Genomic DNA, 22,845 nt, shown 5'->3' with positions numbered 1-22,845 from the left:
TTTATACAGTAAGGTATCGCTGGCCCCAAACGCCTTGCAGCGCCTAGACTTTGTCGGTCTTCAGCACAGGAATAGCCCGTGACCTCGATTTTCTGGTACGACTATGAAACCACCGGCATCAACCCGCGCAACGATCGTCCGCTCCAGGTAGCCGGGATCCGCACCGACCTTGCGCTCAATGAGGTCGGTGCGCCGATCAATCTTTATTGCCAGCCCAGCGACGATATCCTGCCTCATCCAGCAGCGTGCTCGATCACGGGTATCACGCCGGGTATCCTCGCCGAGAAGGGCCTTGCCGAAGCCGATTTCATGACCCGGGTGCACGCCGAACTGGCCGCGCCAGGTACCTGCGGCGCCGGCTACAACACCCTGCGATTTGACGATGAAATGACGCGCTACAGTCTGTACCGCAATTTTTTCGACCCGTATGCGCGCGAGTGGCAGGGCGGCAACAGCCGCTGGGACTTGATCGATGTCATGCGCACCGCCTACGCCCTGCGGCCGGAGGGCATCAACTGGCCCGAGCAGGAAGGGCGTGTGATCCTCAAGCTCGAACGCTTGACCGAGGCCAACGGCATCGACCATGGCCAGGCTCATGATGCGTTGTCGGATGTGCGTGCAACCATCGCCCTGGCGCGGTTGGTCCGGGAGAAACAACCGAAGTTGTATGAGTGGTTGTTTCAACTGCGCAGCAAACAGCGGGTCATGGATCAGGTGCGGTTGCTGCAACCGATGGTGCATATCTCCGGACGTTTCTCTGCCGAGCGCCATTACCTGGGCGTGGTCTTGCCCCTGGCCTGGCACCCGCGCAATCGCAATGCCTTGATCGTCTGTGACCTGGGGCTCGATCCACAAGGGCTGTTGGACCTGGATGCGGCGAGCCTGCGCCAGCGTCTTTACACGCGCCGCGATGAGTTGGCCGAAGGTGAGCTGCCGGTTCCGCTCAAGTTGCTGCATATCAACCGCTGCCCGGTGGTCGCGCCGTTAAAGGTGCTGCGTCCGCAAGACCTGGAGCGCCTGCAATTGGATAAGGAGGCTTGCCTTGCACGGGCGCTGCGGCTAACTGACGCACAGGAAGTTTGGCGGGACAAGTTAGCAGCCATTTATGCCGAGGAAGACTTTGCGCCGAACGCGGACCCGGAGCAGCAGCTCTACGATGGTTTTATTGGTGACCGTGACCGTCGTTTATGTGAGCAAGTTCGCATGGCCGAGCCCGCGCAGTTGGCCCGTCAGCAGTGGCCGTTCGATGATCATCGTTTGCCGGAATTATTATTTCGCTACCGGGCGCGTAACTTTCCTGAAACCTTGAACAATGAGGAGCAACAACGCTGGAAACTTTTCTGTCAGCAACGTTTGTCGGATGCACAGTGGGGGGCGCCGAATACCCTGTTGGGGTTTAAGCAGGCGCGTGAGGAGTTGGCGGTTAGTGCTACATCGTTTCAGTGTCAGGTACTGGCGCAATGGCAGGACTATGTAGATTCCTTAGCGGCGCGCCTGAATCTGTAGGTGCGTAACTACAGAATATTCCGACAATGAAAAACGCCAGCAAGCTGGCGTTTTTCATGTGTGACGTATCGGGTGAACGTCCGACCGGGCTTAGCCCAGCAGGGTTGCCCAACCTTCAACTACGTCACCGCCCCACTTGGCTTTCCACTCTTTCAGAGTTTTGTGGTTGCCACCTTTGGTTTCAATCACTTCGCCGTTGTGCGGGTTTTTGTACTGCTTGACCTTGCGAGCACGCTTGGTGCCGGTAGTTTTCACAGCGCCACGCGGTGCTTTAACTTTCGACTCTGGATCCAGCAGCGCGATGATGTCACGCAGGGATTTGGAGTATTCACCCATCAGGGTGCGCAATTTGCCTTCGAATTCGAGCTCGGTTTTCAGCTTGTCGTCTTCGGACAGGTTCTTCAAACGGGCTTGCAGCTCTTTGATAGCTTCTTCGGTGGCGCGGTATTCGTTGATCAGTGACATGTGGACTACCTTATGTAGAACGCTGATTGACAGGGTGAGTGGCCTAATAATAGTCAGGCAATTTCATCAAGTAAACATTTAAGACGTTATTCAGGTGAATGACATTGAATGTGTGTGAGAAAACCTGGCCGATGAGTTAATTAGTAAGCGTTATGCGCAAAGATAATCGCGTTAATTTTTTGCTACTGGCCTGAGCATACCGTTGTACCGTCATATAGCGGTGGTAAAACCTTACACGATTAAGGGGTGTTGCCACGGCGAGGGCTCAAGATCAGGTGCAAGGGAATACTGCAGTTTTTTTGCGTAATCGCTAGAATAGCCGCCTTTGTGAAGTTCTGGAGTTTCCCCCTAATGCGCACTTTTCGGCTGGTGATTGCTTGCCCGGACCGGGTTGGCATCGTTGCCAAGGTCAGTAACTTTCTGGCTTCCCATAATGGCTGGATCACCGAGGCGAGCCATCACTCGGACGATCTCAGTGGTTGGTTTTTCATGCGTCACGAAATCCGTGCCGATACGCTGCCCTTTGGCCTGGAAGCCTTCCGCGAGGCGTTTGCGCCGATTGCCGAAGAGTTTTCGATGACTTGGCACATCACCGACACCGAGCAGAAGAAACGCGTGGTGCTGATGGCCAGCCGCGAATCCCACTGCCTGGCAGACCTGCTGCACCGCTGGCACAGCGACGAACTCGATTGCGAGATTGCTTGCGTGATCTCCAACCACGACGACCTGCGCAGCATGGTCGAATGGCATGGCATCCCTTATTACCATGTGCCGGTCAACCCACAGGACAAGGAGCCGGCATTTGCCGAGGTGTCGCGCCTGGTCAAGCAGCACGACGCGGATGTGGTGGTGCTGGCGCGCTACATGCAGATCCTGCCGCCGCAGCTGTGCCGCGAATACGCGGGCAAAGTGATCAACATCCACCACAGCTTCTTGCCGTCGTTTGTCGGTGCCAAGCCGTATCACCAGGCTTCCCTGCGTGGCGTGAAGTTGATTGGTGCAACCTGCCACTACGTGACCGAAGAGCTGGACGCCGGCCCGATCATCGAGCAGGACGTGGTGCGCGTCAGCCACAGCGACAGTATTGAAGACATGGTGCGCTTCGGCCGTGACGTCGAGAAAATGGTGTTGGCGCGTGGCTTGCGCTACCACCTGGAAGATCGCGTGTTGGTGCACGGCAACAAGACCGTGGTTTTCTGACTCAGCGGTTTTGATTGAAAGACGCAGGGGCCTGGAGGTAAAACTCTCCAGGCCCTTTTTTTATTTCTGTTTCAGGAGATTCCCATGAGCGACCCGCTCGATAAAGCCACCTCACGGGCGCCTGCTACCTTGGGCGAGGGCTGTTTGAGTCGTTACGACCCGGACGCGCTGGATGCCGAGGATGGAACTGATTTTCCAGGCGCGGCGCGTTTATGGGAGCAGACACAGGCGCAGGACGAGCCGCCTGCCGCCCCTGAAAAAGACGCTTGAGCAGCGGTTTGCCGACCATCAATAAAAACACTGGCGCACCGGCCAGCAAATAGAAGTAATAGGTCACCGCTCGCCAGATCAGAATCGCCGCCGCTGCTGTGGATGTGCCCACCATGGGCGCCAGCAGTGCCGCGCACGTCAGCTCCGCTGCGCCGGCCCCGCCTGGCGCCAGGCTGAACTGCCCGGCAGTCAGCGACAGCATCTGGATCAGAAAACTCCAGGCCCACTGCACCTCACCGCCCAACCCGCGCAGCGCCAGGTACAGCACGCTGTAACGCAGCAGCCAATGCAGGCTGGTCAGCGCAAAGACCCCAAGCAAGGTACTCCGGGGGAGCTTGAGGGTGGCGCTGAACGCCGCCAGAAAACGCAGCAACCGGCGTGCCCAGCGTCGGCGGGTGGTAGCGCCGACCTTCATAGCCTTGAGTGCCAAACCCGCCAGGCGAATCAGCCGCCGGTGAAAATGCACCACGGCCCAGCCACTGATCACCCCACCCACCATCGACACGGCGCTGAGCCCCAGCAACCACTCCATACGCGGGCTGAGGCTATGAAACAGCGCATACAGCAGGATCCCCACCAGTGCGCAGAGAAAAAACACCAAGTCGCTCAGTTGGTCCATGGCAAACACCGCACTGCCGTGGGCGGGGCGCACGCCATTACGTGCCAGCAGCGCCATCAGGGTCAACGGTCCGCCGCTGCCGCCGGGTGTGGCGCACATGGCGAATTCGGTGGATATCACCACGCCTAGACTTTTAAGCGGCCCTAGCCGAGCGCAATGCTCGCCAAGCAACAGGCGGATGCGCAGGCTGTTGATCAGCCAGCAGCCGATGATCATGGCGAACATCCCCAGCAACTGGGGCAGCGGAAACTGGCGCAGGCGCGTAATGCTTTCGCCGCCGCCCAGCCATATCGGAATGGCCAGTGCCACCAGGAGAGCAAGCACCAGCCAGATCAGTCGGCCCATGGTTGCGTTGCCAGCCAGGCGGCCTTGGTTTGGGGGACGCGCCCCGCGTTGAGCAGGCGTTGCAGGGTGTGCAGCCAATAATCGCGGGAAAACCTGTGGCGCATGTCCACCGGATGCAATCCCAGTCGGATCAGCGGGGCTGTCTGCCAACGCTGTTCCCGGCGGTCGCTGAGGACTTTGGACAATCCCCGGCGCCAGGCACTGCGCGCACTCCACACCAGGCCGGGGGCATTGATGGGCGTGAAGTCCGGCAGGCGATAAAGATGTTGTGGGTCGCTGGTGTAGCTCAGCGGCAACTGGCGCAATGCCTGCCGGGTGCCGTCGCTCATCAACCAGGCGGGTGCAACAAAGCCATGCAGCGGCCAGCTATTGCGCTGGAATACCTCAATGCCGGCGGTCAGCCGCCGCAACGCCTCGGCCTCGGACAGCTGGTAAAACTCGCCTTCATGGGTATAGATGCGTCGCATAAACCATTCTTTTGGCGTACGTGGCCGAGGTTGGTCGTCGCAATGGTAGTAACCATGCAAGGTGAGTTCATCGCCCTTGGCGACACGGCTATCGAGCAGGCGCCGAAAATCGCGGTGGGCGGCCAAGTCGTCATGGTGATGAAAGTCCGGCACCACCAACCAAGTGATGGGCACGTTGCCCAGCGCATCGACGGCCTCGACGAAGGGCCGGTAGTCGGCCCAGGTATGCGGTGCCACGTCGTGCAGTACCAGCATCAGCGCGCGCTCAGCCATGGGCGAGCATCGGTTCATGGCTGCCCAGCACGGCGTAGTAATGCCCCAACAGGCTGTCGACTACCGTGTCCCACGCATAACGCTGCTCGACATGGCGCCGAGCCTGGGCCCCCAGGCGTCGGCTGTCGGTACTGAACAGCTCGCGCACCGCATCGGCCATGGCCTTGGGGTTGTTCGGCGTACACAGCAGGCCACAACGCTCATCGACAATCTCGGTAAAGGCCCCGGCCGCCACGGCGACCACCGGAATACCGCAGGCCATGGCTTCCAGAATCACCAGGCCGAAGGTCTCCTGGTCGCCGCCATGCAGTAACGCGTCGGCGCTGGCCATCAGCCGCGCAACATGCTGGGCGGGCCGGAATCCATCGACCACGGTGACATTGTCCGGCACGCTGGCCGGCATGCCGGAGCCCACCAGCAGCAAGTGGTAGCCATCCCCCAGGCGCTTCATGCAGTTGAGCAGCACCGGCAGGTTTTTCTCTTTGGAGCCGCGCCCGGCGAAGATCAATAGCCGAGTGTCTTCGCCAATCCCCAGTTCGGCGCGCAGGCCGGGGTCACGTACCTCAGGGGTGAAGGTTTGCAGGTCTACGCCCAGGGGTTGCACGAAGACATTTCTGACGCCAAGCCCGGTGAGCTTGTCGGCCATGACCTGGCTGGGGGCGAGCACTCGGTCAAAATTCCCATAAAGTTTGCGCACATAGGCTTCAACATTGGGAGTAAACCAAGGCCCCATGCGGTTACTCACCAGCAGTGGCAAGTCGGAGTGGTAGAAGCCGATGACCGGCACATCCAACTGGCGCCGTGCATCCAGGGCGGCCCAGGCGGTCAGGTAAGGGTCTCCCACTTCGATCAGATCGGGCTGTAAATCGTGCAGGACATTTCGCCATGGCGCCAAGCGAACGGGGAAACGGTAGCCTTTGCCGAAGGGCAGGGCGGGCGCCGGTACTTTGAAGATGCCGTCCTGTTCGCTCAAATGTGCGCCGGGGATCAACAGGCTGTGGCGAATGCCCGGCTTGAGCGCCAGACGCCGGTGCTTGGCGTCAAGGTAAGTGCGTACGCCACCGCTGGCCGGGGCGTAGAACATGGTTATGTCAGCGATATGCACGATGAACATCCCTCCGATCCATTGCTCTCCCTAGATGGACCTGAGGTAAGGATAGATGTTCGATTGGGATTGGTGTGTTTGCCGGTCGGTTAAACGCAGGTCCCCTGTGGGAGCGGGCTTGCTCGCGAAAGCGGTGAATCAGTCAGTACATCTTCAACTGACAGACTGCTTTCGCGAGCAAGCCCGCTCCCACATTGGATCGCATTGCGTTGCCCATCAGATCCGGAAGCTGCCCACCAATTGCTTCAAACGCGAGGCCTGTTGTTCCAGGTCCGAGCAGGCGCGCAGGGTCGATTGCAGGTTTTCCACCCCTTCCTGGTTGAGGGTGTTGATCTCGGTGATGTCCATATTGATCGACTCCACCACCGAGGTCTGTTCTTCAGTGGCGGTGGCGACCGACTGGTTCATGCCGTCGATCTCGCCAATGCGCTGGGTCACGCTGTTCAGGCGCTCGCCGGCCAGGTTGGCGATTTCCACGCTGTCCAGGCTGTGGCGTTGGCTTTCGCTCATGGTCGTCACCGAGTCCCGGGCGCCCACCTGTAGCTCTTCGATCATCGTCTGCACCTGTTGCGCCGACTCCTGGGTGCGATGGGCCAAGTTGCGCACTTCATCGGCTACCACCGCAAAGCCACGCCCGGCTTCCCCGGCGCGCGCCGCTTCGATCGCCGCGTTGAGCGCCAGCAGGTTGGTTTGCTGGGAAATGCTGGTGATCACCTCAAGGATCTGGCCGATATTCACCGTTTTGCTGTTAAGTGCTTCGATATTGGTACTTGAGGTGCTGATCATGCTGGATAACTGCGTCATCGCCTTGATATTGCGTTCAACCACCTGCTGGCCGTCCTCGGCCAGGTGCCGTGCATCGCTGGCCTGACTGGAGGCTTGGGCGGCGTTGCGTGCGATCTCCTGGGCCGCGGCCCCCAGTTGGTTGATGGCGGCGGCGACGCTGTTAGTGCGGTTGGCCTGTTCGTCGGAGTTGACCATCGATGAGTTGGAGGCACTGACCACCCGCAGGGCCACTTCATTGACGTGCTCGGTGGCGGAAGACACTTCGCGAATCGAGGTATGAATGCGCTCCACGAAGCGGTTGAACGCATTGCCCAGGGTGCCGAACTCATCATTGTTCTGGATGGTCAGGCGGCGGGTCAGGTCGCCTTCACCGTCGGCAATGTCCTGCATGGCGCGGGTCATCAGGTGCAGAGGTTGCAGCAAGACGCGGATGAGCATGCCGAGCAGGGCGATGATGATCACCACCGCGATGATCGTGGCGATCACCGCCGAGGTGCGAAACTCACTGAGCATGGCGAAAGACTTGTCTTTATCCACCGAAACGCCCAGGTACCAGTTCACCGAGGGCAGGCCCTTGATCGGTGTGAACGTCACGATATTGGTCTTGCCATTGGCTTGCACTTCGCTGAAGTCGCCGCTGATCTTCGGCGTGTCTTTTGGATACACATCCGCCAGGGTTTTCATCACCAGGGCTTTATCGGGGTGCACCAGCACTTTGCCGTCAGCGCTGACCAGGAACGCATAGCCCATGCCGCCAAAATCCAGCGCGCCGATGTTATCCACCAGGGTCTGCAGGCTCAGGTCGCCGCCGACCACGCCGATGCTCTGGCCACCCTTGGCGCTGGGCGTGGCGACAGAAATGATCAGTTGCCCGGTCGCCGCGTCGATATAGGGTTCGGTCAGGGTCGAGCCATTACTGGCCTGGGCGCCTTTGTACCAGGGGCGAACACGCGGGTCGAAGCCGTCGGGCATCTTGGTGTCAGGGCGGATGGTGAATGTGCCCTGGCTGTCACCGACGTAGGTGGCCATGAATGACGAGGTCAGCGCTTTCTGCTCCAGCAGGCTGGCGACCACGCTTTTTTCAGGGTTGATGGCGATGTTCTGTGCGGCGTTTTCCACCAGGGCGATACGCCCGGTGAGCCAGGTCTGGATGTTGCTGGCGGTGACGTCGCCCATCTCATGCAGGTAGTTATTGAGGTCGTCACGAATCGCGTTGCGCTGCAGGTAGTCGTTGTAGAGGGTAAACAACGCAAAGGCGGCGATGACGATAAGGGAGGCTGCAAGCAGGATCTTGTGGCTGAAGCGCAGATTTTTGTTCATGGCTTGAAGGGTCCGCTAAGGTCTTAATATCCGAGGCGCATCCTATGCGGGAGGCGCAAAATGGCAGCGTCAAAAAAGGTGTGGTATTTCTGGTGATAGCTCCGTTGGTCCGTATCGGAATTATCTGACCGTTTTTTAGTCTTTGTCGGGCTTACATCTGTCTATATCGACCTCGCGGCACTAAAGATTAACCATAGGTGACGAAATGCCTGACTCCACACAACTGCTTATCGGTGCCGGCCTTGACGGCCAGCCCATCGCCCAGTCCATGCGCCTGGCCAACCGTCATGGGTTGATCGCTGGCGCCACGGGCACCGGCAAGACCGTCACCTTGCAGCGCCTGGCGGAAGCCTTCAGTGATGCGGGCGTGGCGGTGTTCGCTGCCGACATCAAGGGCGATCTCTGCGGCCTGGGCGCCGCCGCCAACCCCCAGGGCAAAGTGGCCGAGCGTATTGCCGGCATGCCCTTCCTTAATTACACCGCCCAGGCGTACCCGGTCACCTTGTGGGATATCCACGGCCAATCCGGTCACCCACTGCGCACCACCATCAGTGAAATGGGCCCGCTGTTGCTCGGCAGCCTGTTGGAACTCACCGACAGCCAGCAATCGGCGCTCTATGCGGCGTTCAAGGTGGCCGACCGCGAAGGCCTGTTGCTGCTGGACCTCAAGGACCTCAAGGCACTGCTCAATCACCTGCGCTATCACCCGGAACTGCTGGGCGAAGACGCCGCCTTGATGACCACCGGTTCCAGCCAGGCCTTGTTGCGGCGCCTGGCAGTGCTGGAGCAGCAGGGCGCCGAAGCCTTGTTTGGCGAGCCGGCCCTGCAACTGGAAGATATTTTGCAGCCCGCCAGCGATGGGCGTGGGCGCATCCACCTGCTGGACGCCAGCCGCTTGGTGCATGAAGCGCCGAAGGTCTACGCGACCTTCCTGCTGTGGCTGCTGGCAGAGTTGTTCGAACAATTGCCGGAACGCGGCGATGCCGACAAACCGTTGTTGGCATTGTTTTTCGATGAGGCGCACTTGTTGTTCGCCGATACACCAAAGGCCTTGCAGGAACGCCTGGAGCAGGTGGTGCGCCTGATTCGTTCCAAAGGCGTCGGCGTGTATTTCGTCACCCAATCGCCGGGCGACTTGCCGGATACGGTACTGGCGCAACTGGGCCTGCGCATCCAGCACGGTTTGCGTGCGTTCACCGCCAAAGAACAGAAGTCCCTGCGGGCGGTGGCGGATGGTTTTCGTCCCAACCCGACGTTCGATACCTTGTCAGTGCTCACAGAGTTGGGCACCGGTGAGGCATTGGTGGGAACCTTGCAGGAAAAGGGCACGCCGGAAGTCGTCCAGCGCGTACTGGTTGCTCCTCCGCAATCGCGGATCGGGCCGCTCACCGAAGCTGAACGCAAAGCGTTGATCGCCAGTTCGCCGCTGTTGGGGCGCTATGACAAGCCGGTGGATCGTGAGTCTGCCTATGAAGTGCTGATGGCCCGCAAGGAACTTGGGCCTGCCGAGCAGGCCGCGCCGGCCGCCGAAGAGCCGAGCTTCACCGACAAGGCCGGTGCCTTCCTGGGCACCACGGCGGGCAAGGCGTTGAAATCAGCCATGCAGCAGGCCGCCAATCAGATGGGGCGCCAGTTGGTGCGGGGGCTGCTCGGTTCGTTATTGGGCGGCAGCAAACGCAAGTAGCGCTTCAGGCTTTAGGCCGGGCATGGGCGGCCAGCCGTTCCAGGGCGGCGCGCAAGCCCGGGTCGTTGATCCCTTCGGCGGTGGCCTGAAGGGTTTCAGCGGCCGTTTCCGACAGGTCCAGGGTATGTCCCACTGCGCCTTGCGGCACGGTGGGCGGCTGCACCTTGAACTGAATGCGCGTCAAACCGGCGAACTCTTCAAACACCATCAACTGGCGCTGCAAGCGTTTTTGCTGATAACGCAAGCGGGTGGCCCAATGACCATCGGTGACAATTAATAGCAGATTGCCTTCACGCCAGGACGCCACATGACAGTGCTCACGTGCGGCCGGTTGTAGCTGGCTTTCAAGCAGGCGTTGCAAATGGCCCAGGCGCTTGGCATGGCCAAAGATGGCTTTCAACGGCTTGGCTTCGCGAAGCAACACGCCGGGAGCGCGGGCTGTGAGAGGGCGAAATGCCATGTTTAGACACCTTAGGTAACAGAGCGGCTATCTTAGCAGAAAGCGCCTGCACACCCCGAGGCTCTGCGTCGGCTGGGCTTTGCCCATGAAATCAATAAGTAACTTCTGCACTCTATGGGTTGAAGTTCGCGCAAAAGCCCTTATTTTAAACAAGCCCTCTCACAGCGCCGTGCCTGCCTCGGGGAACAACGCCACTTTCCTCACCCACGATTCCGGGTAGAATGCGCGTTCGCAATGCGGCCGTGAGGGCTGCTCGGGCCACTCACGGTGCGCCCTCCATCCCTATGTGTGGAAGAACCTGCCGATATGTTTGCGCCTTTGTTAAAGAAACTTTTTGGAAGCAAGAATGAGCGCGAAGTCAAACGCATGCTCAAGACGGTGCAGCTGGTCAATGCCTTCGAAGAGCAGATGGTTGCTCTGTCGGACGAGCAATTGCGCGCCAAGACCCAAGAGTTCAAGGCCCGCATAGCCAAAGGTGAAACCCTCGACAAGCTGCTGCCCGAAGCCTTCGCGGTCGCCCGTGAAGCCGGTAAGCGCGTCATGGGCATGCGCCACTTCGACGTCCAGTTGATCGGCGGCATGACCTTGCATGAAGGCATGATTGCTGAAATGCGCACCGGTGAAGGCAAGACCCTGGTGGCAACCCTGGGCGTCTACCTCAACGCACTGTCCGGCAAGGGCGTGCACGTTGTGACGGTGAACGACTACCTGGCTCGCCGGGACGCCAACTGGATGCGCCCGCTGTATGAATTCCTCGGCCTGACCGTCGGCGTGGTAACGCCGTTCCAGCCGCCGGAAGAGAAGCGCGCTGCGTACGCCTGCGACATCACCTACGGCACCAACAACGAATTCGGTTTCGACTACCTGCGCGACAACATGGCGTTCAGCATGGATGAAAAATTCCAGCGTGAACTCAACTTTGCCGTGATCGACGAAGTCGACTCCATCCTCATCGACGAAGCCCGTACTCCGCTGATCATCTCCGGCCAGGCCGAAGACAGCTCGCGCCTGTACACCGAGATCAACAAGTTGATCCCGCGCCTGGAGCAGCACATCGAGGAAGTGGAAGGCGTGGTGACCAAAGAAGGTCACTTCACCATCGACGAGAAGACCCGCCAGGTCGAACTCAACGAAGCCGGTCACCAGTTTGTCGAAGAGATGCTCACCCAGATCGGCGAGCTGGCCGAAGGTGAAAGCCTGTACTCGGCGCACAACCTGGGCCTGTTGACCCACGTGTATGCCGGCCTGCGCGCCCACAAGCTGTTCCATCGCAACGTCGAATACATCGTGCAGGAAGGCCAGGTGGTTCTGGTCGACGAGCACACCGGTCGTACCATGCCCGGTCGTCGCCTGTCCGAAGGCCTGCACCAGGCCATCGAAGCCAAGGAACACCTCAACATCCAGGCCGAAAGCCAGACGTTGGCGTCCACCACCTTCCAGAACTACTTCCGTCTGTACAACAAGCTGTCCGGCATGACCGGTACGGCCGACACCGAAGCGTTCGAATTCCACCAGATCTACAACCTGGCCGTGATGGTCATCCCGCCGAACAAGCCGTTGGCGCGTAAAGACTACAACGACCTGGTGTTCCTGACCGCCGAAGAGAAATACGCGGCGATCATCAATGACATCAAGGACGGCATGGCCAAGGGCCGCCCGATCCTGGTGGGTACCGCCACCATCGAGACTTCCGAGCACGTGTCCAACCTGCTCAACAAGGAAGGTATCGAGCACAAGGTACTGAACGCCAAGTTCCACGAAAAAGAAGCCGAGATCATCGCCCAGGCCGGTCGCCCAGGCGCACTGACCATCGCCACCAACATGGCCGGTCGTGGTACCGACATCCTGTTGGGCGGCAACTGGGAAGTGGAAGTGGCTTCGCTCGACAACCCGACGCCTGAGCAGATCGCCCAGATCAAGGCCGACTGGCAGAAGCGCCACCAGGCCGTGCTGGAATCCGGTGGCTTGCAGGTGATCGCGTCCGAGCGTCACGAATCGCGTCGTATCGACAACCAGCTGCGTGGCCGTGCCGGTCGCCAGGGTGACGCCGGTTCCAGCCGTTTCTACCTGTCGCTGGAAGACAGCCTGATGCGTATCTTCGCGTCGGACCGGGTGAAGAACTTCATGAAAGCCTTGGGCATGCAGTCCGGTGAAGCGATCGAGCACCGCATGGTGACCAACGCCATCGAGAAGGCCCAGCGCAAAGTAGAAGGCCGTAACTTCGACATTCGTAAGCAACTGCTCGAGTTCGACGACGTCAACAACGAACAGCGTAAAGTGATCTATCACATGCGTAACACGTTGCTGGCCGCCGACAACATTGGCGAAACCATCGCTGATTTCCGTCAGGACGTGCTCAACGCCACTGTCAGCGCCCATATCCCGCCACAATCGCTGCCTGAGCAGTGGGATGTTGCCGGCCTGGAAGCGGCATTGAAGAGCGACTTCGGTGTGGACTTGCCGGTTCAGCAATGGCTGGACGAAGACGACCACCTGTACGAAGAAACCCTGCGCGAAAAACTGATGGCCGAGCTGCTGGCGGCGTACGACGAGAAAGAAGAGCAAGCGAGTGCCGAAGCACTGCGCACCTTCGAGAAACAGATCGTATTGCGCGTGCTGGATGACCTGTGGAAAGACCACCTGTCGACCATGGACCACCTGCGCCACGGTATCCACCTGCGTGGCTACGCCCAGAAGAACCCGAAGCAGGAGTACAAGCGCGAGTCGTTCACGCTGTTCTCTGAACTGCTGGATTCGATCAAGCGCGACTCGATCCGCGTGCTGTCCCACGTTCAGGTGCGTCGCGAAGACCCGATCGAGGAAGAAGCACGCCTGCGTCAGGAAGCCGAGGCCCTGGCGGCGCGCATGCAGTTCCAGCACGACGAAGCGCCGGGCCTGGACGAGCCTGAGGCCTTGGGTGAAGAGGTCGATGTGGCCTTGGCCCAGACGCCGGTTCGCAATGATCAGAAGCTGGGTCGCAACGAGCTGTGCTACTGCGGTTCGGGCAAGAAATTCAAACACTGCCACGGCCAGATCGAATAAGATTTTCGCCTGACGCTGCAACACCCCGCGCCGCGACCGGCCTTTGCCGTCGCGGCGTTTTGCCATTAATTCCCACCGTCGATAGCGACGGCACAGACATCACCTATTTTTAAGGAGCGCATTCATGGCTGTTGGTCTTGGTCCTTTGCCCACGTTGCACCCGGTTGCCGGTTTTGAACTCGGTATCGCTTCGGCCGGCATCAAGCGCCCGGGGCGCAAGGATGTGGTGGTGATGCGTTGTGCTGAAGGCTCGACCGTGGCGGGTGTGTTCACCCTCAACGCCTTCTGCGCCGCACCGGTGATTCTGGCCAAGCAGCGCGTGGCCGGGTCGATTCGCTACCTGCTGACCAACACCGGCAATGCCAACGCCGGCACCGGCGAGCCGGGCCTGGTCGCGGCGGCGCGCACCTGCGCCAAGCTGGCCCAGCTGACCGGCGTCGATGCCAGCCAGGTGCTGCCGTACTCCACCGGTGTGATCGGTGAACCGCTGCCGGTGGAAAAAATCGAAGGCGCCCTGCAAGCCGCGCTCGATGACCTGTCTGTGGATAACTGGGCGGCTGCCGCTACCGGCATCATGACCACCGACACCTTGCCAAAAGGCGCGAGCCGCCAGTTCGTGCATGACGGCGTGACCATTACCGTTACCGGTATCAGCAAAGGCGCAGGCATGATCCGCCCGAACATGGCCACCATGCTCGGCTATATCGCCACCGACGCCAAAGTCTCCCGCGATGTGCTGCAACGCCTGATGCTGGACGGCGCCAACAAGTCGTTCAACCGCATCACCATCGACGGTGATACCTCCACCAACGACTGCTGCATGCTGATCGCCACCGGCCAGGCTAACCTGCCGGAAATCACTTCCACCGAAGGTCCATTGTTTGCGGCGTTGAAGCAGGCGGTGTTCGAAGTGTGCATGGACGTGGCCCAGGCCATCGTGCGTGACGGCGAGGGCGCGACCAAGTTCGTCACGGTTGAAGTCAACGGCGGCGGCAACCATCAGGAATGCCTGGATGTGGGCTACACCGTGGCGCACTCGCCGCTGATCAAGACCGCGCTGTTTGCATCGGACCCGAACTGGGGGCGTATCCTTGCGGCTGTCGGCCGTGCTGGCGTGCCGGACCTGGACGTGAGCAAGATCGACGTGTTCCTGGGCGATGTGTGCATCGCCAGCCGTGGCGCCCGCGCCGAAACCTACACCGAAGCCCAGGGCTCGGCGGTGATGCAGCAGGAAGAAATCACCATCCGTATCGAGCTGGGTCGCGGCGAGTGCAGCGAAACCATCTGGACCACCGACCTGTCCCACGAGTACGTGAAGATCAACGCGGAATACCGTACCTGAAAATGACCCTCCCCCTGTAGGAGCGAGCTTGCTCGCGAAAAACTCAAGGCCACCGCGTTTATCCAGGATGCACGCGTGATCGTTGACGTTCTTCGCGAGCAAGCTCGCTCCTACAAAGGGCTACGACGAGAGGAAGCAGTGGCGTGAAACGAGTGCATGTAGCAGCAGCGGTGATCCGCGGTGTCGATGGCAGGATCCTGCTGGCGCGCCGTGCCGATACTCAGCATCAAGGCGGCCTCTGGGAGTTTCCCGGCGGCAAGGTGGAGGCCGATGAGTCGGTTGCCACGGCCTTGTCCCGTGAATTGCAGGAAGAGCTGGGCATCCAGGTCACCACGGCGCGGCCGCTGATCAAGGTGCAACATGACTACCCGGACAAACAGGTATTGCTGGATGTGTGGGAAGTCTCGGCCTTTACCGGCGAGCCCCATGGCGCCGAAGGGCAGCCTTTGGCGTGGGTGGCACCGCGTGACCTGGTCAACTATGAATTCCCGGCGGCGAATGCGCCGATTGTCGCTGCGGCACGCTTGCCCGCCGAGTACCTGATCACCCCTGGCGAGCTCGAAACCCCGACGCTGTTGCGCGGTATCCAGAAGGCTATCGCCGGTGGCATCAAGCTGGTTCAACTGCGTGCGCCCAACGGCTATGACCCCAAATACCGCGACTTGGCAGTAGATGCGGTGGGCCTGTGTGCCGGCAAGGCGCAGTTGATGCTCAAGGGGCCGTTCGAGTGGCTGGGGGATTTCCCCGCTGCCGGCTGGCACATGACCTCGGCGCAGTTGCGAAAATACGCGAGCAAGGGCCGCCCGCTGCCCAAAGACCGTTGGCTGGCCGCCTCGTGCCATAACGCTGAAGAGCTGGCGCTGGCAGAAATGATGGACGTGGATTTTGTCACCCTGTCGCCGGTGCAGCCGACCCAGACTCATCCGGATGCCCAGCCGTTGGGGTGGGAGCAGGCGCAGCAGTTGATCGCCGGGTTCAGCAAGCCGGTGTTTCTGTTGGGCGGGGTTGGGCCGGCGCAGCGGGAGCAGGCTTGGGAGGCTGGTGCGCAAGGTGTGGCAGGTATTCGAGCGTTCTGGCCGCAGGTGTGATGGTGCTCTGACTGACCTCTTCGCGAGCAAGCCCGCTCCCACATTTGACCGAGTTCTACCATTGGAATGCGATCAAATGTGGGAGCGGGCTTGCTCGCGAAAGCGCCCGATCAAACACCGCAATGCTCAGTGGGGCTTGGCCGCTGCCTGCCACAACACTTCCGCAACACCTTGGCGCTTGGCAATCACCCTGGCCGCCACAAACAGCAAATCCGACAACCGATTGATATACGCCAGCCCCACACCCTCCAACGGCTCCACCGCATTCAGGTGCTGACAGCGGCGTTCGGCGCTGCGCGCCAGGCTGCGGCACACATGGGCCTGGGCGATCAAGGCTGAGCCGCCGGGCAGAATGAAGTTCTCCAGCGGTCCAACCTCTTCATTCCAACGATCAATCGCTGCTTCCAGTCGATCCACTTCCGCCGCATTCAGCGCCTTGTACACCGGCATGGCCAGCTCACCGCCCAAGTCAAACAGACGGTGCTGGCAAGGGGTTAGCACTTCAATCACATCCTTCAACGCCGGGTGCTTGCCGCTTTGTTCTTCAAGGTTGGCCAGCAGCAGGCCGAGTTGGCTGTTCAGCGTATCCACCTCGCCAATCGCTTCCACGCGTGGATGGTCCTTGGGCACGCGGCGGCCGTCGCCGAGGCCGGTCTCGCCTTTGTCGCCGGTACGGGTGTAGATCTTCGACAGGCGAAAGCCCATGGTCAGTGCTCCAGTTGGGTAAGTTCAGTGGGGGGCAATTGGCTGCCGGCCAAGGGCAGGCGCAAGGTAAAGCAGGTGCCCTGGCCCAGGGTGGAATGCACTTCCATCTGGCCCTTGTGGTTGTTGGTGATGATGAAATATGACACCGACAGGCCTAGCCCGGTGCCCTGGCCGATTTCCTTGGTGGTAAAGAACGGTTCGAACGTGCGTTTGCGCACGTTTTCGCTCATGCCGATGCCGTTGTCTTCTACCTGGATTTCTGCCCACGGCGGGTTGAGGCGGGTGCGCAGGATAATCCGCCCCGGCTCGCTGTCGTCTTCACGCAGGTGAATGGCCTGGGCGGCGTTCTTCAACAGGTTGAGCAGCACTTGTTCCAGCTCGTTGGCAGTGCCGGGTACCGGGCCCAGTTGCGGGTCGAACTGGCGGATGATCGCCTGGCCCTTGAAATCGAAACCGATGGTCAGGTCGAAGTCGTTGCCAGCGATTTCCACAGCCTGGTCGATCAGCGCCGGTAAATCGCAGGGCGCCATCTGCCGATTGCTGCGGCGGCTGAAGCTGAGCATGTGGGTAACGATTTTCGCGGCACGCGCCCCGGCCTGCTGAATGCCGTCGAGCAGTTGCGGGACTTCGCGACCTTGCAGGTAACGATTGACCGTCTCCAGCTCGATGCCCACCTGCTCGGCAAGCTCCAGGTTCTTGGGCAACTCGGGGGACAGGCGCCGACGGATGTTTTGCACGTTGTGCAGGATCGCGCCCAGCGGGTTGTTGATCTCATGGGCCATACCTGCGGCCAGGCCGCCCACGGAGAGCATTTTTTCCGATTGCACCATCATTTCTTCCAGGGACAGGCGCTGGGTGATGTCGTCGATTCGGATCACCACACCGCGCCCGGCGCCGCCCATCAAGGGGTAGAACGTCAGCGCGTAATGCTTGGGCTCGTCGTCCTTGATCCAGGTGACCCGTTCTATTCGCTCCACCGAGTGTTGCTCCACGGTGGCCTTGATTTGCGGCAGGTACGGCTTGAGCGGCTGGAAGGCCAGGAATACCGGCTGGTTCAAGGCTTCGTCCAGGCGCGTGCCGGAGAGGGCGGTGGCTTCCTGGTTCCACTGGGTGACGTAAAGTTGTTCGTCCAGGGCGATCAGCGCCGAGGGCATCGAGTCGATAATGCTGTTCAGGTAGTTCTGGAAACCCGTGAGCTTTTTCTCGATCTTGCTGCGTACCTGGACTTCCAGTTCCAGCTTGCGGTTGGTATGCCGGGTTTCTTCGGCCAAACCCTGGGCCTGGTCAAAGGCGGCCTGTGAGTCGTCGCGCGCGCGTTTAAGTTGCTGCTCACGGGCTTCGATACGCGACAGCATGGTGTTGAACGCTTCGGCCAGGCTGCCGATTTCATCACGGTTGCCACGCCCGGCGCGTAACGCGTAGTTTTCCTCGCGGGTCACCTGGCGGGACAGTTCTTCAAGTTCATGGATCGGCCGTGTGATCAGGCGTTTGATCTGCCGGGCGATGACCAGCCACAGCAATACACTGAAAATCAGGATACCCAGGCTCGCGGTCAGCGTGCCGGTATAGAACGCCACCGGCAGCTCACTGCTGGCCACCAGCAACAAATGCCCTGAAGGCTGGTTGCCGCGGGGCAGGGTGATGACCTGGTTGCTGCGAAATTCAGTGAGGCGCCACGCTTCGATATGGCGGTAGTGGTCCGGCAGGTGCAGGCGGTCGCCGTGCTGCATCTGCGCCAGGCGGTTGCCTTCGCCGTCGTACAGCGCGGCGGCGCGCAACGGTGAATAGCTGGTCAGCTCATTGAGCAGCGCCTCGGCCTTGGTCGGAGACTCAAGGGCCTCGGCGGCGAGCGCGGGGTTGGACACCAGTCGACCGATGGACTGCAAGGCCTGGGGGGCCATGCTTTCCTGGGAGATCCAGTAGGCGGCGCTGATAAACGTCAGGTTGGCCACCAGCAATACGGTGGTCAACAACACCAGCAGGGCTGCCAGCAGTTTCTGCCCTACTGGTAGATTTTCAAGACGCTGGCGCAGTGGCATCAGGGTTTTCCCAGGTGATAGACAGGTAGGCAGGGTAGCGCGTGCCTCAGTCGCTGGCCAATCCGCGTGCGCGCAAATGCTCGACCAGGCGCGCTTGCAACTGTTGCAGGTGCGGCAACACCAATTGATGGCGGGCGGCCGCCTGGCAGGCGTAGCCCAACAGGTAGCTGATCTCGGTACGCCGTGCGTTGGCCACGTCCTGGTACATGGACGAGTAATTGGTCGCCGTGGCCTGGATCACTCGCTTTACTTCGCTGTGCAGGTCCTGTGCGGCGGCGGGTTGGCCGCAGCATTCGAGCAGCTCGGCCAGTTCCGCGCACAAGGTCGCCACTTCACACGCGTGGGCTTGCAAGCCGCCGTTGCGGCATTCGTAAAGCACGGTCAGGGGATTGATGGCGCAATTGAGCGCCAGCTTGCGCCACAGGCGCGTGAGAATATCGCTGGCCCAATCGTGGGGAATGCCGGCTGCTTGCAGGTCGTCCAGCCACAGCGGTGGCGTGGGGTGGCTCGCATCCCCCAGCCAGGTGAAACCATGGCCGGCAAATACCACTCGCCAGTCGCCTTCGCGAAAGGCGCCTTCGGTACTGGAGGCATAGATGCAGCGGGCCGACGGTACTTGTGCGGCCACTGCGTCCTGGCTGCCGAGGCCGTTTTGCAGCAGGATCAGTTCGGCGTCGGGCGCCAGTCGAGGTTGCAGCTGGGCAATGGCGCTTTGGGCGTCGTAGGCTTTGCACGCCACCAGCAAGCGATGAATCGGCTCTGGGCTGTCAGGCGTTTCGCCGACTACCGGATAAGTCTGTTCCACACCCTGCTCGACCAGGGTCAGCCCCTGGCCGGCTCGATAGTCGGCCAGGCGCGCCTCATTACGCAGGATCAGCCTGACGGGCACGCCTGCGCGCGCCAGCCGTGCGGCCCAGAGGGTGCCCAGGCTGCCGGCGCCAAGAATATGCCAGGGGGTCGCCATCAGTGTGTACTCCATAAGCTCGCCAGCGGTGAACGGCGCGAAAGAACCGCTATAATGCCCCGGCATTTTAGCTCGGGCGCGCTCCATCTCTACTGAGCCCGCCCCTTATATTGGAGAAATCACATGCCTTCGTTCGACGTGGTATCTGAACTGGACAAACACGAAGTCACCAACGCCGTCGAGAACGCCGTCAAGGAACTGGACCGTCGCTACGACTTGAAAGGCAAGGGCAGCTTCGAATTCAAGGAAAAGGAACTGACCGTCAACCTGACCGCTGAAGCCGATTTCCAGCTGGAAGCGATGATCGAGATCCTCAAGCTGGCCCTGGTCAAGCGCAAGATCGACGTGCAATGCCTGGAAGTCAAGGATGCCTACGCTTCCGGCAAGCTGATGAAGCAGGAAGCCGTGCTCAAAGAAGGCATCGACAAAGAGCTGGCCAAGAAGATCGTGGCGCACATCAAGGACGCCAAGCTCAAAGTCCAGGCCGCCATTCAGGGCGAGCAGGTTCGCGTTACCGGCAAGAAGCGTGACGACCTGCAAGAGGCCATCGCGGCCCTGCGCGCCAAGACGTTTGATATGCCGCTGCAGTTCAATAACTTCCGCGACTGATGGCACTTTGGGGAACCTGTGGGCACTTTTGACGTCCCACGCCCCAGCATCATTGCCTACAATTGAGCCCTTCGGGGCTCAATTGCGTTTTCAGGCAGTCAGTCGAGCCTTATCGCCGCCCAACAGGAGAAAGTAGATGGATTTGAACGCTGAAATGGATCACCTGATCAAGACCTCCCAGTCTTGGATCCCCATGATCATGGAATACGGCAGCCGCGTATTGCTGGCGTTGGTCACCCTGGCCATCGGCTGGTGGCTGATCAATGTCTTGACGCAACGCGTGGGCCGCCTGCTGGCCATGCGTAACGCGGACATGGCGTTGCAACACTTCATCACCAGCCTTGCCAACATCGCGCTCAAAGTCATGCTGGTGGTCAACGTGGCCTCGATGATCGGTGTGGCCACCACCTCGTTCGTGGCGGCGATCGGTGCCGCTACCCTGGCTATCGGCCTGGCCTTGCAAGGCAGCCTGGCGAACTTTGCCGGCGGCGTGCTGATTCTGTTGTTCCGCCCGTTCCGCATCGGTGACTGGATCGAAGCCCAAGGCACCTCGGGGACCGTCGACAGCATCCAGATCTTCCACACCGTATTGCGCACCGGCGACAACAAGACGGTGATCATTCCCAACGGCAGCCTGTCCAACGGCCTTATCACCAACACCAACCGCCAGCCGACCCGCAAGGTCGTGTTTGATGTGGGTGTGGACTATGAGGCGGACCTGCAGAAGGCCCGTGAAGTGCTTCTGGCTCTGGCCGAAGACCCGCGCGTACTGAAGGACCCTGCCGCCGTGGCGGTGGTGTCGACCTTGGGCGACAGTTCCATCACCGTCTCCCTGCGTTGCTGGACCAACACCCCGGATTATTGGGACGTGGTGTTTATGCTCAATGAACTGGCGCGTGACCGTTTGAAAGCGGCCGGGATTGATATTCCGTTTCCGCAACGGGTTATTCGCGTGATGCAGGAAAGTGCAACGAAATAACTTGGCGTGATGCTATCGAACTTGGCCGATAGGTCAGCTTTGATAAACTAGTTACTTAGCTTGCTAGTTGTTTTGTTGATTGAAATAAAACTGCAATAAAAAAGCCGCTCCCTGTTAAACAGAGGAGCGGCTTTTTGTTTGAGGCCGAAGCCTCAAGTCATCGCTGTAACGAAACCGATCGTTACAAGATGTTCAACGGGTATTGCGCAATCAGGCGCAGTTCGTCGATAGAGGCGGAACCATAGTAAACGCCATCAGACGAACGATAGGTTGCCTGACGGATACGCAGGCTCAGGTCTTTAGCTGGGCCGCTCTGGATCACGTACTTGCCTTCGATGTCGCGTTCCCACTCTTTACCGTTCGACGTGGTGCCAGTGTTGGCGCCGCTACCGGTTACGTAACGAGTCATGAAGCTCAGGCCAGGAATGCCGAAGGTTGCCATGTTGATGTCGTAGCGCGCCTGGAACGATTTCTCGCCCTCGGCGTTGAAGTCGGAACGCGCGATGGAGTTAGCCAGGAACACAGTGCCGCCGCCGTCTACGCCGTATGCGTAATCGCCGTCACCGCTGACCTTTTGGGCTGCCAGGGTGAAGGTGTGGGCGCCAACGGTGTATGCGCCTTGCAAGCTGAACGCACGGTTATCGAGCTTGGTTGTGCCATCTTTCTCTGCGCGGGTCAGGCCCGCACCATCGCTTTTGGTACTGTAGATGTTGAAATCAACAGCAACAGATTGGTCATCGCTGAGGGCGTGAGTCCAGTTCACGTTGGCGTAGAGTTTCTTCCAGTAGTCTTCTACTTTCGAGTAGTAGAGGCTGGTGGTGAATTCTGGTGTCCAGGAATACACGCCACCGACGAAGTTTGCGTCTCGCAGGCCAGTACCGGTACCGGGTTCGGCGCTGGAGATACTGTCTTTGTAGGTGTGGTCTTGAGCAACAATCGAGGTGAAGTGACCGGCCTCCAGCTTAAGATCCTTGATTTCGTTGCTGGTGATGGAGATGCCTTGAGGCAGTTCCGGCAGCAAGCGGCTGTCATCGGAGGCGAACACTGGCGCGGTGGTGTATTGATCACCGACCTTCAGCACGGTGTTGGAGATACGGAATTTAACCGCTCCGCCGCCTTTGGAGTATTCATCCTGCGAGCGACCATCGGAGCCGGTTGGGAACAGACCGGTACCGGAACGGCCTTTGCCGCTGTCCAGTTTCACGCCCAAGAGGCCAATGACATCAACGCCAAAACCGACGGTACCCTGGGTGAAGCCCGACTGATACAGACCGTTGAAACCCAGGCCTGTCTCGTTGGTGTAGCTCTTGCCTGAGTCGTTGTTGCGGAAGTCCCGACGGAAGTTCAGCAAGCGGGTGTTGATGCTGAACGTACTGTCTTCAACAAAGCCCTTGGAATCGTCCTGGGCGGACGCCATTGCGAACTGCGAGGTGCCTGCTGAAACAGCCAGGGCGATCATGCTCCACTTCATCACGCGCATCGTGATTTGCTCCTTTGGTTTTAGGAAGAGTACTGCCGTCCCACCTGTATTTTTATCTGGGCGGCTCTTTCTTTTTGTGTCGGCGCAAAGTTAGCTC

18 protein-coding genes are annotated in these 22,845 nt (G+C 60.0%); 8 read left to right on the top strand and 10 right to left on the bottom strand.

The features are described from left to right. The first annotated feature begins 78 nt into the window (after positions 1–78). Positions 79–1,506, top strand: coding sequence for an exodeoxyribonuclease I (gene sbcB, locus N2A98_RS21125; RefSeq protein WP_275622600.1), 1,428 nt, complete (start codon positions 79–81; stop codon positions 1,504–1,506). Between the two features lie 90 nt (positions 1,507–1,596). On the opposite strand, the gene mvaT is transcribed toward sbcB, so the two are convergent. After that, on the bottom strand, positions 1,597–1,971 hold the full coding sequence (gene mvaT, locus N2A98_RS21120) for a histone-like nucleoid-structuring protein MvaT (protein WP_019821235.1): 375 nt from the start codon (positions 1,969–1,971) through the stop codon (positions 1,597–1,599). A gap of 351 nt (positions 1,972–2,322) precedes the next feature. Between mvaT and purU the strand changes: the two genes are divergently transcribed. Next, complete coding sequence (purU, locus tag N2A98_RS21115; RefSeq protein ID WP_003193893.1) at positions 2,323–3,171, top strand: formyltetrahydrofolate deformylase; 849 nt, start codon at positions 2,323–2,325, stop codon at positions 3,169–3,171. Positions 3,172–3,295: 124 nt separating this feature from the next. On the opposite strand, the gene N2A98_RS21110 is transcribed toward purU, so the two are convergent. The 4 genes from N2A98_RS21110 to N2A98_RS21095 all read right to left on the bottom strand — a co-directional run bounded on the left by N2A98_RS21110 (position 3,296) and on the right by N2A98_RS21095 (position 8,356). Continuing rightward, positions 3,296–4,405 carry a lysylphosphatidylglycerol synthase transmembrane domain-containing protein gene (locus N2A98_RS21110; protein ID WP_275622599.1) on the bottom strand — a complete coding sequence of 370 codons (1,110 nt, stop codon included), beginning with the start codon at positions 4,403–4,405 and terminating at the stop codon, positions 3,296–3,298. Continuing rightward, positions 4,393–5,145: a polysaccharide deacetylase family protein gene (locus N2A98_RS21105; protein WP_078803701.1), complete on the bottom strand. Its 753-nt coding sequence runs from the start codon at positions 5,143–5,145 to the stop codon at positions 4,393–4,395. The genes N2A98_RS21110 and N2A98_RS21105 overlap by 13 nt, the downstream gene beginning before the upstream one ends. Next, positions 5,138–6,259 (bottom strand): glycosyltransferase family 1 protein, encoded by a 1,122-nt coding sequence (locus tag N2A98_RS21100; RefSeq protein ID WP_044267860.1) that lies wholly within the window; start codon positions 6,257–6,259, stop codon positions 5,138–5,140. The genes N2A98_RS21105 and N2A98_RS21100 overlap by 8 nt, the downstream gene beginning before the upstream one ends. A gap of 207 nt (positions 6,260–6,466) precedes the next feature. Beyond that, complete coding sequence (locus N2A98_RS21095) at positions 6,467–8,356, bottom strand: methyl-accepting chemotaxis protein (protein WP_047711676.1); 1,890 nt, start codon at positions 8,354–8,356, stop codon at positions 6,467–6,469. A 205-nt stretch (positions 8,357–8,561) separates the two neighbouring features. Between N2A98_RS21095 and N2A98_RS21090 the strand changes: the two genes are divergently transcribed. Continuing rightward, the gene (locus tag N2A98_RS21090) at positions 8,562–10,040 is read left to right on the top strand and encodes a helicase HerA-like domain-containing protein (RefSeq protein ID WP_047711675.1); all 1,479 of its coding nucleotides are present in this window, start codon (positions 8,562–8,564) and stop codon (positions 10,038–10,040) included. Positions 10,041–10,044: 4 nt separating this feature from the next. Here the strand turns inward: N2A98_RS21090 and N2A98_RS21085 are convergent, their stop codons facing one another. Continuing rightward, positions 10,045–10,500: a DciA family protein gene (locus N2A98_RS21085; RefSeq protein WP_003193887.1), complete on the bottom strand. Its 456-nt coding sequence runs from the start codon at positions 10,498–10,500 to the stop codon at positions 10,045–10,047. Between the two features lie 306 nt (positions 10,501–10,806). On the opposite strand from N2A98_RS21085, the gene secA reads away from it, so the two are divergent. From secA to N2A98_RS21070, 3 genes are all read left to right on the top strand, one after another. Further along, positions 10,807–13,542, top strand: a complete 2,736-nt coding sequence (secA, locus tag N2A98_RS21080) for a preprotein translocase subunit SecA (protein WP_275622598.1) — start codon at positions 10,807–10,809, stop codon at positions 13,540–13,542. A 124-nt stretch (positions 13,543–13,666) separates the two neighbouring features. Next, on the top strand, positions 13,667–14,884 hold the full coding sequence (gene argJ / locus N2A98_RS21075) for a bifunctional glutamate N-acetyltransferase/amino-acid acetyltransferase ArgJ (protein WP_032895495.1): 1,218 nt from the start codon (positions 13,667–13,669) through the stop codon (positions 14,882–14,884). Positions 14,885–15,027: 143 nt separating this feature from the next. Then, complete coding sequence (locus tag N2A98_RS21070; protein ID WP_047711674.1) at positions 15,028–15,972, top strand: Nudix family hydrolase; 945 nt, start codon at positions 15,028–15,030, stop codon at positions 15,970–15,972. Between the two features lie 126 nt (positions 15,973–16,098). On the opposite strand, the gene N2A98_RS21065 is transcribed toward N2A98_RS21070, so the two are convergent. Genes N2A98_RS21065 through N2A98_RS21055 form a run of 3 tightly spaced genes read right to left on the bottom strand, consistent with a single transcriptional unit; the run spans position 16,099 to position 19,680 of the window. After that, positions 16,099–16,677: a cob(I)yrinic acid a,c-diamide adenosyltransferase gene (locus N2A98_RS21065; RefSeq protein ID WP_032895497.1), complete on the bottom strand. Its 579-nt coding sequence runs from the start codon at positions 16,675–16,677 to the stop codon at positions 16,099–16,101. Positions 16,678–16,679: 2 nt separating this feature from the next. Then, positions 16,680–18,716 (bottom strand): ATP-binding protein, encoded by a 2,037-nt coding sequence (locus tag N2A98_RS21060; protein WP_275622597.1) that lies wholly within the window; start codon positions 18,714–18,716, stop codon positions 16,680–16,682. 46 nt (positions 18,717–18,762) lie between these two features. Continuing rightward, positions 18,763–19,680 carry a putative 2-dehydropantoate 2-reductase gene (locus N2A98_RS21055; protein WP_275622596.1) on the bottom strand — a complete coding sequence of 306 codons (918 nt, stop codon included), beginning with the start codon at positions 19,678–19,680 and terminating at the stop codon, positions 18,763–18,765. 123 nt (positions 19,681–19,803) lie between these two features. On the opposite strand from N2A98_RS21055, the gene N2A98_RS21050 reads away from it, so the two are divergent. Next, complete coding sequence (locus N2A98_RS21050) at positions 19,804–20,289, top strand: YajQ family cyclic di-GMP-binding protein (protein WP_003193880.1); 486 nt, start codon at positions 19,804–19,806, stop codon at positions 20,287–20,289. A 136-nt stretch (positions 20,290–20,425) separates the two neighbouring features. After that, the gene (locus tag N2A98_RS21045; protein ID WP_056791140.1) at positions 20,426–21,268 is read left to right on the top strand and encodes a mechanosensitive ion channel family protein; all 843 of its coding nucleotides are present in this window, start codon (positions 20,426–20,428) and stop codon (positions 21,266–21,268) included. Positions 21,269–21,449: 181 nt separating this feature from the next. Here the strand turns inward: N2A98_RS21045 and N2A98_RS21040 are convergent, their stop codons facing one another. Further along, positions 21,450–22,748 carry an OprD family porin gene (locus tag N2A98_RS21040; RefSeq protein WP_275622595.1) on the bottom strand — a complete coding sequence of 433 codons (1,299 nt, stop codon included), beginning with the start codon at positions 22,746–22,748 and terminating at the stop codon, positions 21,450–21,452. Positions 22,749–22,845: the final 97 nt, after the last annotated feature.

The sequence above is a fragment of the Pseudomonas sp. FJ2-5-13 genome (genome assembly GCF_029201605.1).
GTDB lineage: Bacteria > Pseudomonadota > Gammaproteobacteria > Pseudomonadales > Pseudomonadaceae > Aquipseudomonas > Aquipseudomonas lactis.
The sequence above is the reverse complement of the archived record's forward strand: the minus strand, read 5'-3'. Positions and strand labels throughout refer to the sequence as shown.

Bases quoted from the DNA above. Each gene is read 5' to 3' on its own strand.
- mvaT (WP_019821235.1), bottom strand. From the start codon at position 1,971: ATGTCACTGATCAACGAATACCGCGCCACCGAAGAAGCTATCAAAGAG.
- purU (WP_003193893.1), top strand. From the start codon at position 2,323: ATGCGCACTTTTCGGCTGGTGATTGCTTGCCCGGACCGGGTTGGCATC.
- N2A98_RS21110 (WP_275622599.1), bottom strand. From the start codon at position 4,405: ATGGGCCGACTGATCTGGCTGGTGCTTGCTCTCCTGGTGGCACTGGCC.
- N2A98_RS21105 (WP_078803701.1), bottom strand. From the start codon at position 5,145: ATGGCTGAGCGCGCGCTGATGCTGGTACTGCACGACGTGGCACCGCAT.
- N2A98_RS21100 (WP_044267860.1), bottom strand. From the start codon at position 6,259: ATGTTCATCGTGCATATCGCTGACATAACCATGTTCTACGCCCCGGCC.
- N2A98_RS21095 (WP_047711676.1), bottom strand. From the start codon at position 8,356: ATGAACAAAAATCTGCGCTTCAGCCACAAGATCCTGCTTGCAGCCTCC.
- N2A98_RS21090 (WP_047711675.1), top strand. From the start codon at position 8,562: ATGCCTGACTCCACACAACTGCTTATCGGTGCCGGCCTTGACGGCCAG.
- N2A98_RS21085 (WP_003193887.1), bottom strand. From the start codon at position 10,500: ATGGCATTTCGCCCTCTCACAGCCCGCGCTCCCGGCGTGTTGCTTCGC.
- secA (WP_275622598.1), top strand. From the start codon at position 10,807: ATGTTTGCGCCTTTGTTAAAGAAACTTTTTGGAAGCAAGAATGAGCGC.
- argJ (WP_032895495.1), top strand. From the start codon at position 13,667: ATGGCTGTTGGTCTTGGTCCTTTGCCCACGTTGCACCCGGTTGCCGGT.
- N2A98_RS21065 (WP_032895497.1), bottom strand. From the start codon at position 16,677: ATGGGCTTTCGCCTGTCGAAGATCTACACCCGTACCGGCGACAAAGGC.
- N2A98_RS21060 (WP_275622597.1), bottom strand. From the start codon at position 18,716: ATGCCACTGCGCCAGCGTCTTGAAAATCTACCAGTAGGGCAGAAACTG.
- N2A98_RS21055 (WP_275622596.1), bottom strand. From the start codon at position 19,680: ATGGCGACCCCCTGGCATATTCTTGGCGCCGGCAGCCTGGGCACCCTC.
- N2A98_RS21050 (WP_003193880.1), top strand. From the start codon at position 19,804: ATGCCTTCGTTCGACGTGGTATCTGAACTGGACAAACACGAAGTCACC.
- N2A98_RS21045 (WP_056791140.1), top strand. From the start codon at position 20,426: ATGGATTTGAACGCTGAAATGGATCACCTGATCAAGACCTCCCAGTCT.
- N2A98_RS21040 (WP_275622595.1), bottom strand. From the start codon at position 22,748: ATGCGCGTGATGAAGTGGAGCATGATCGCCCTGGCTGTTTCAGCAGGC.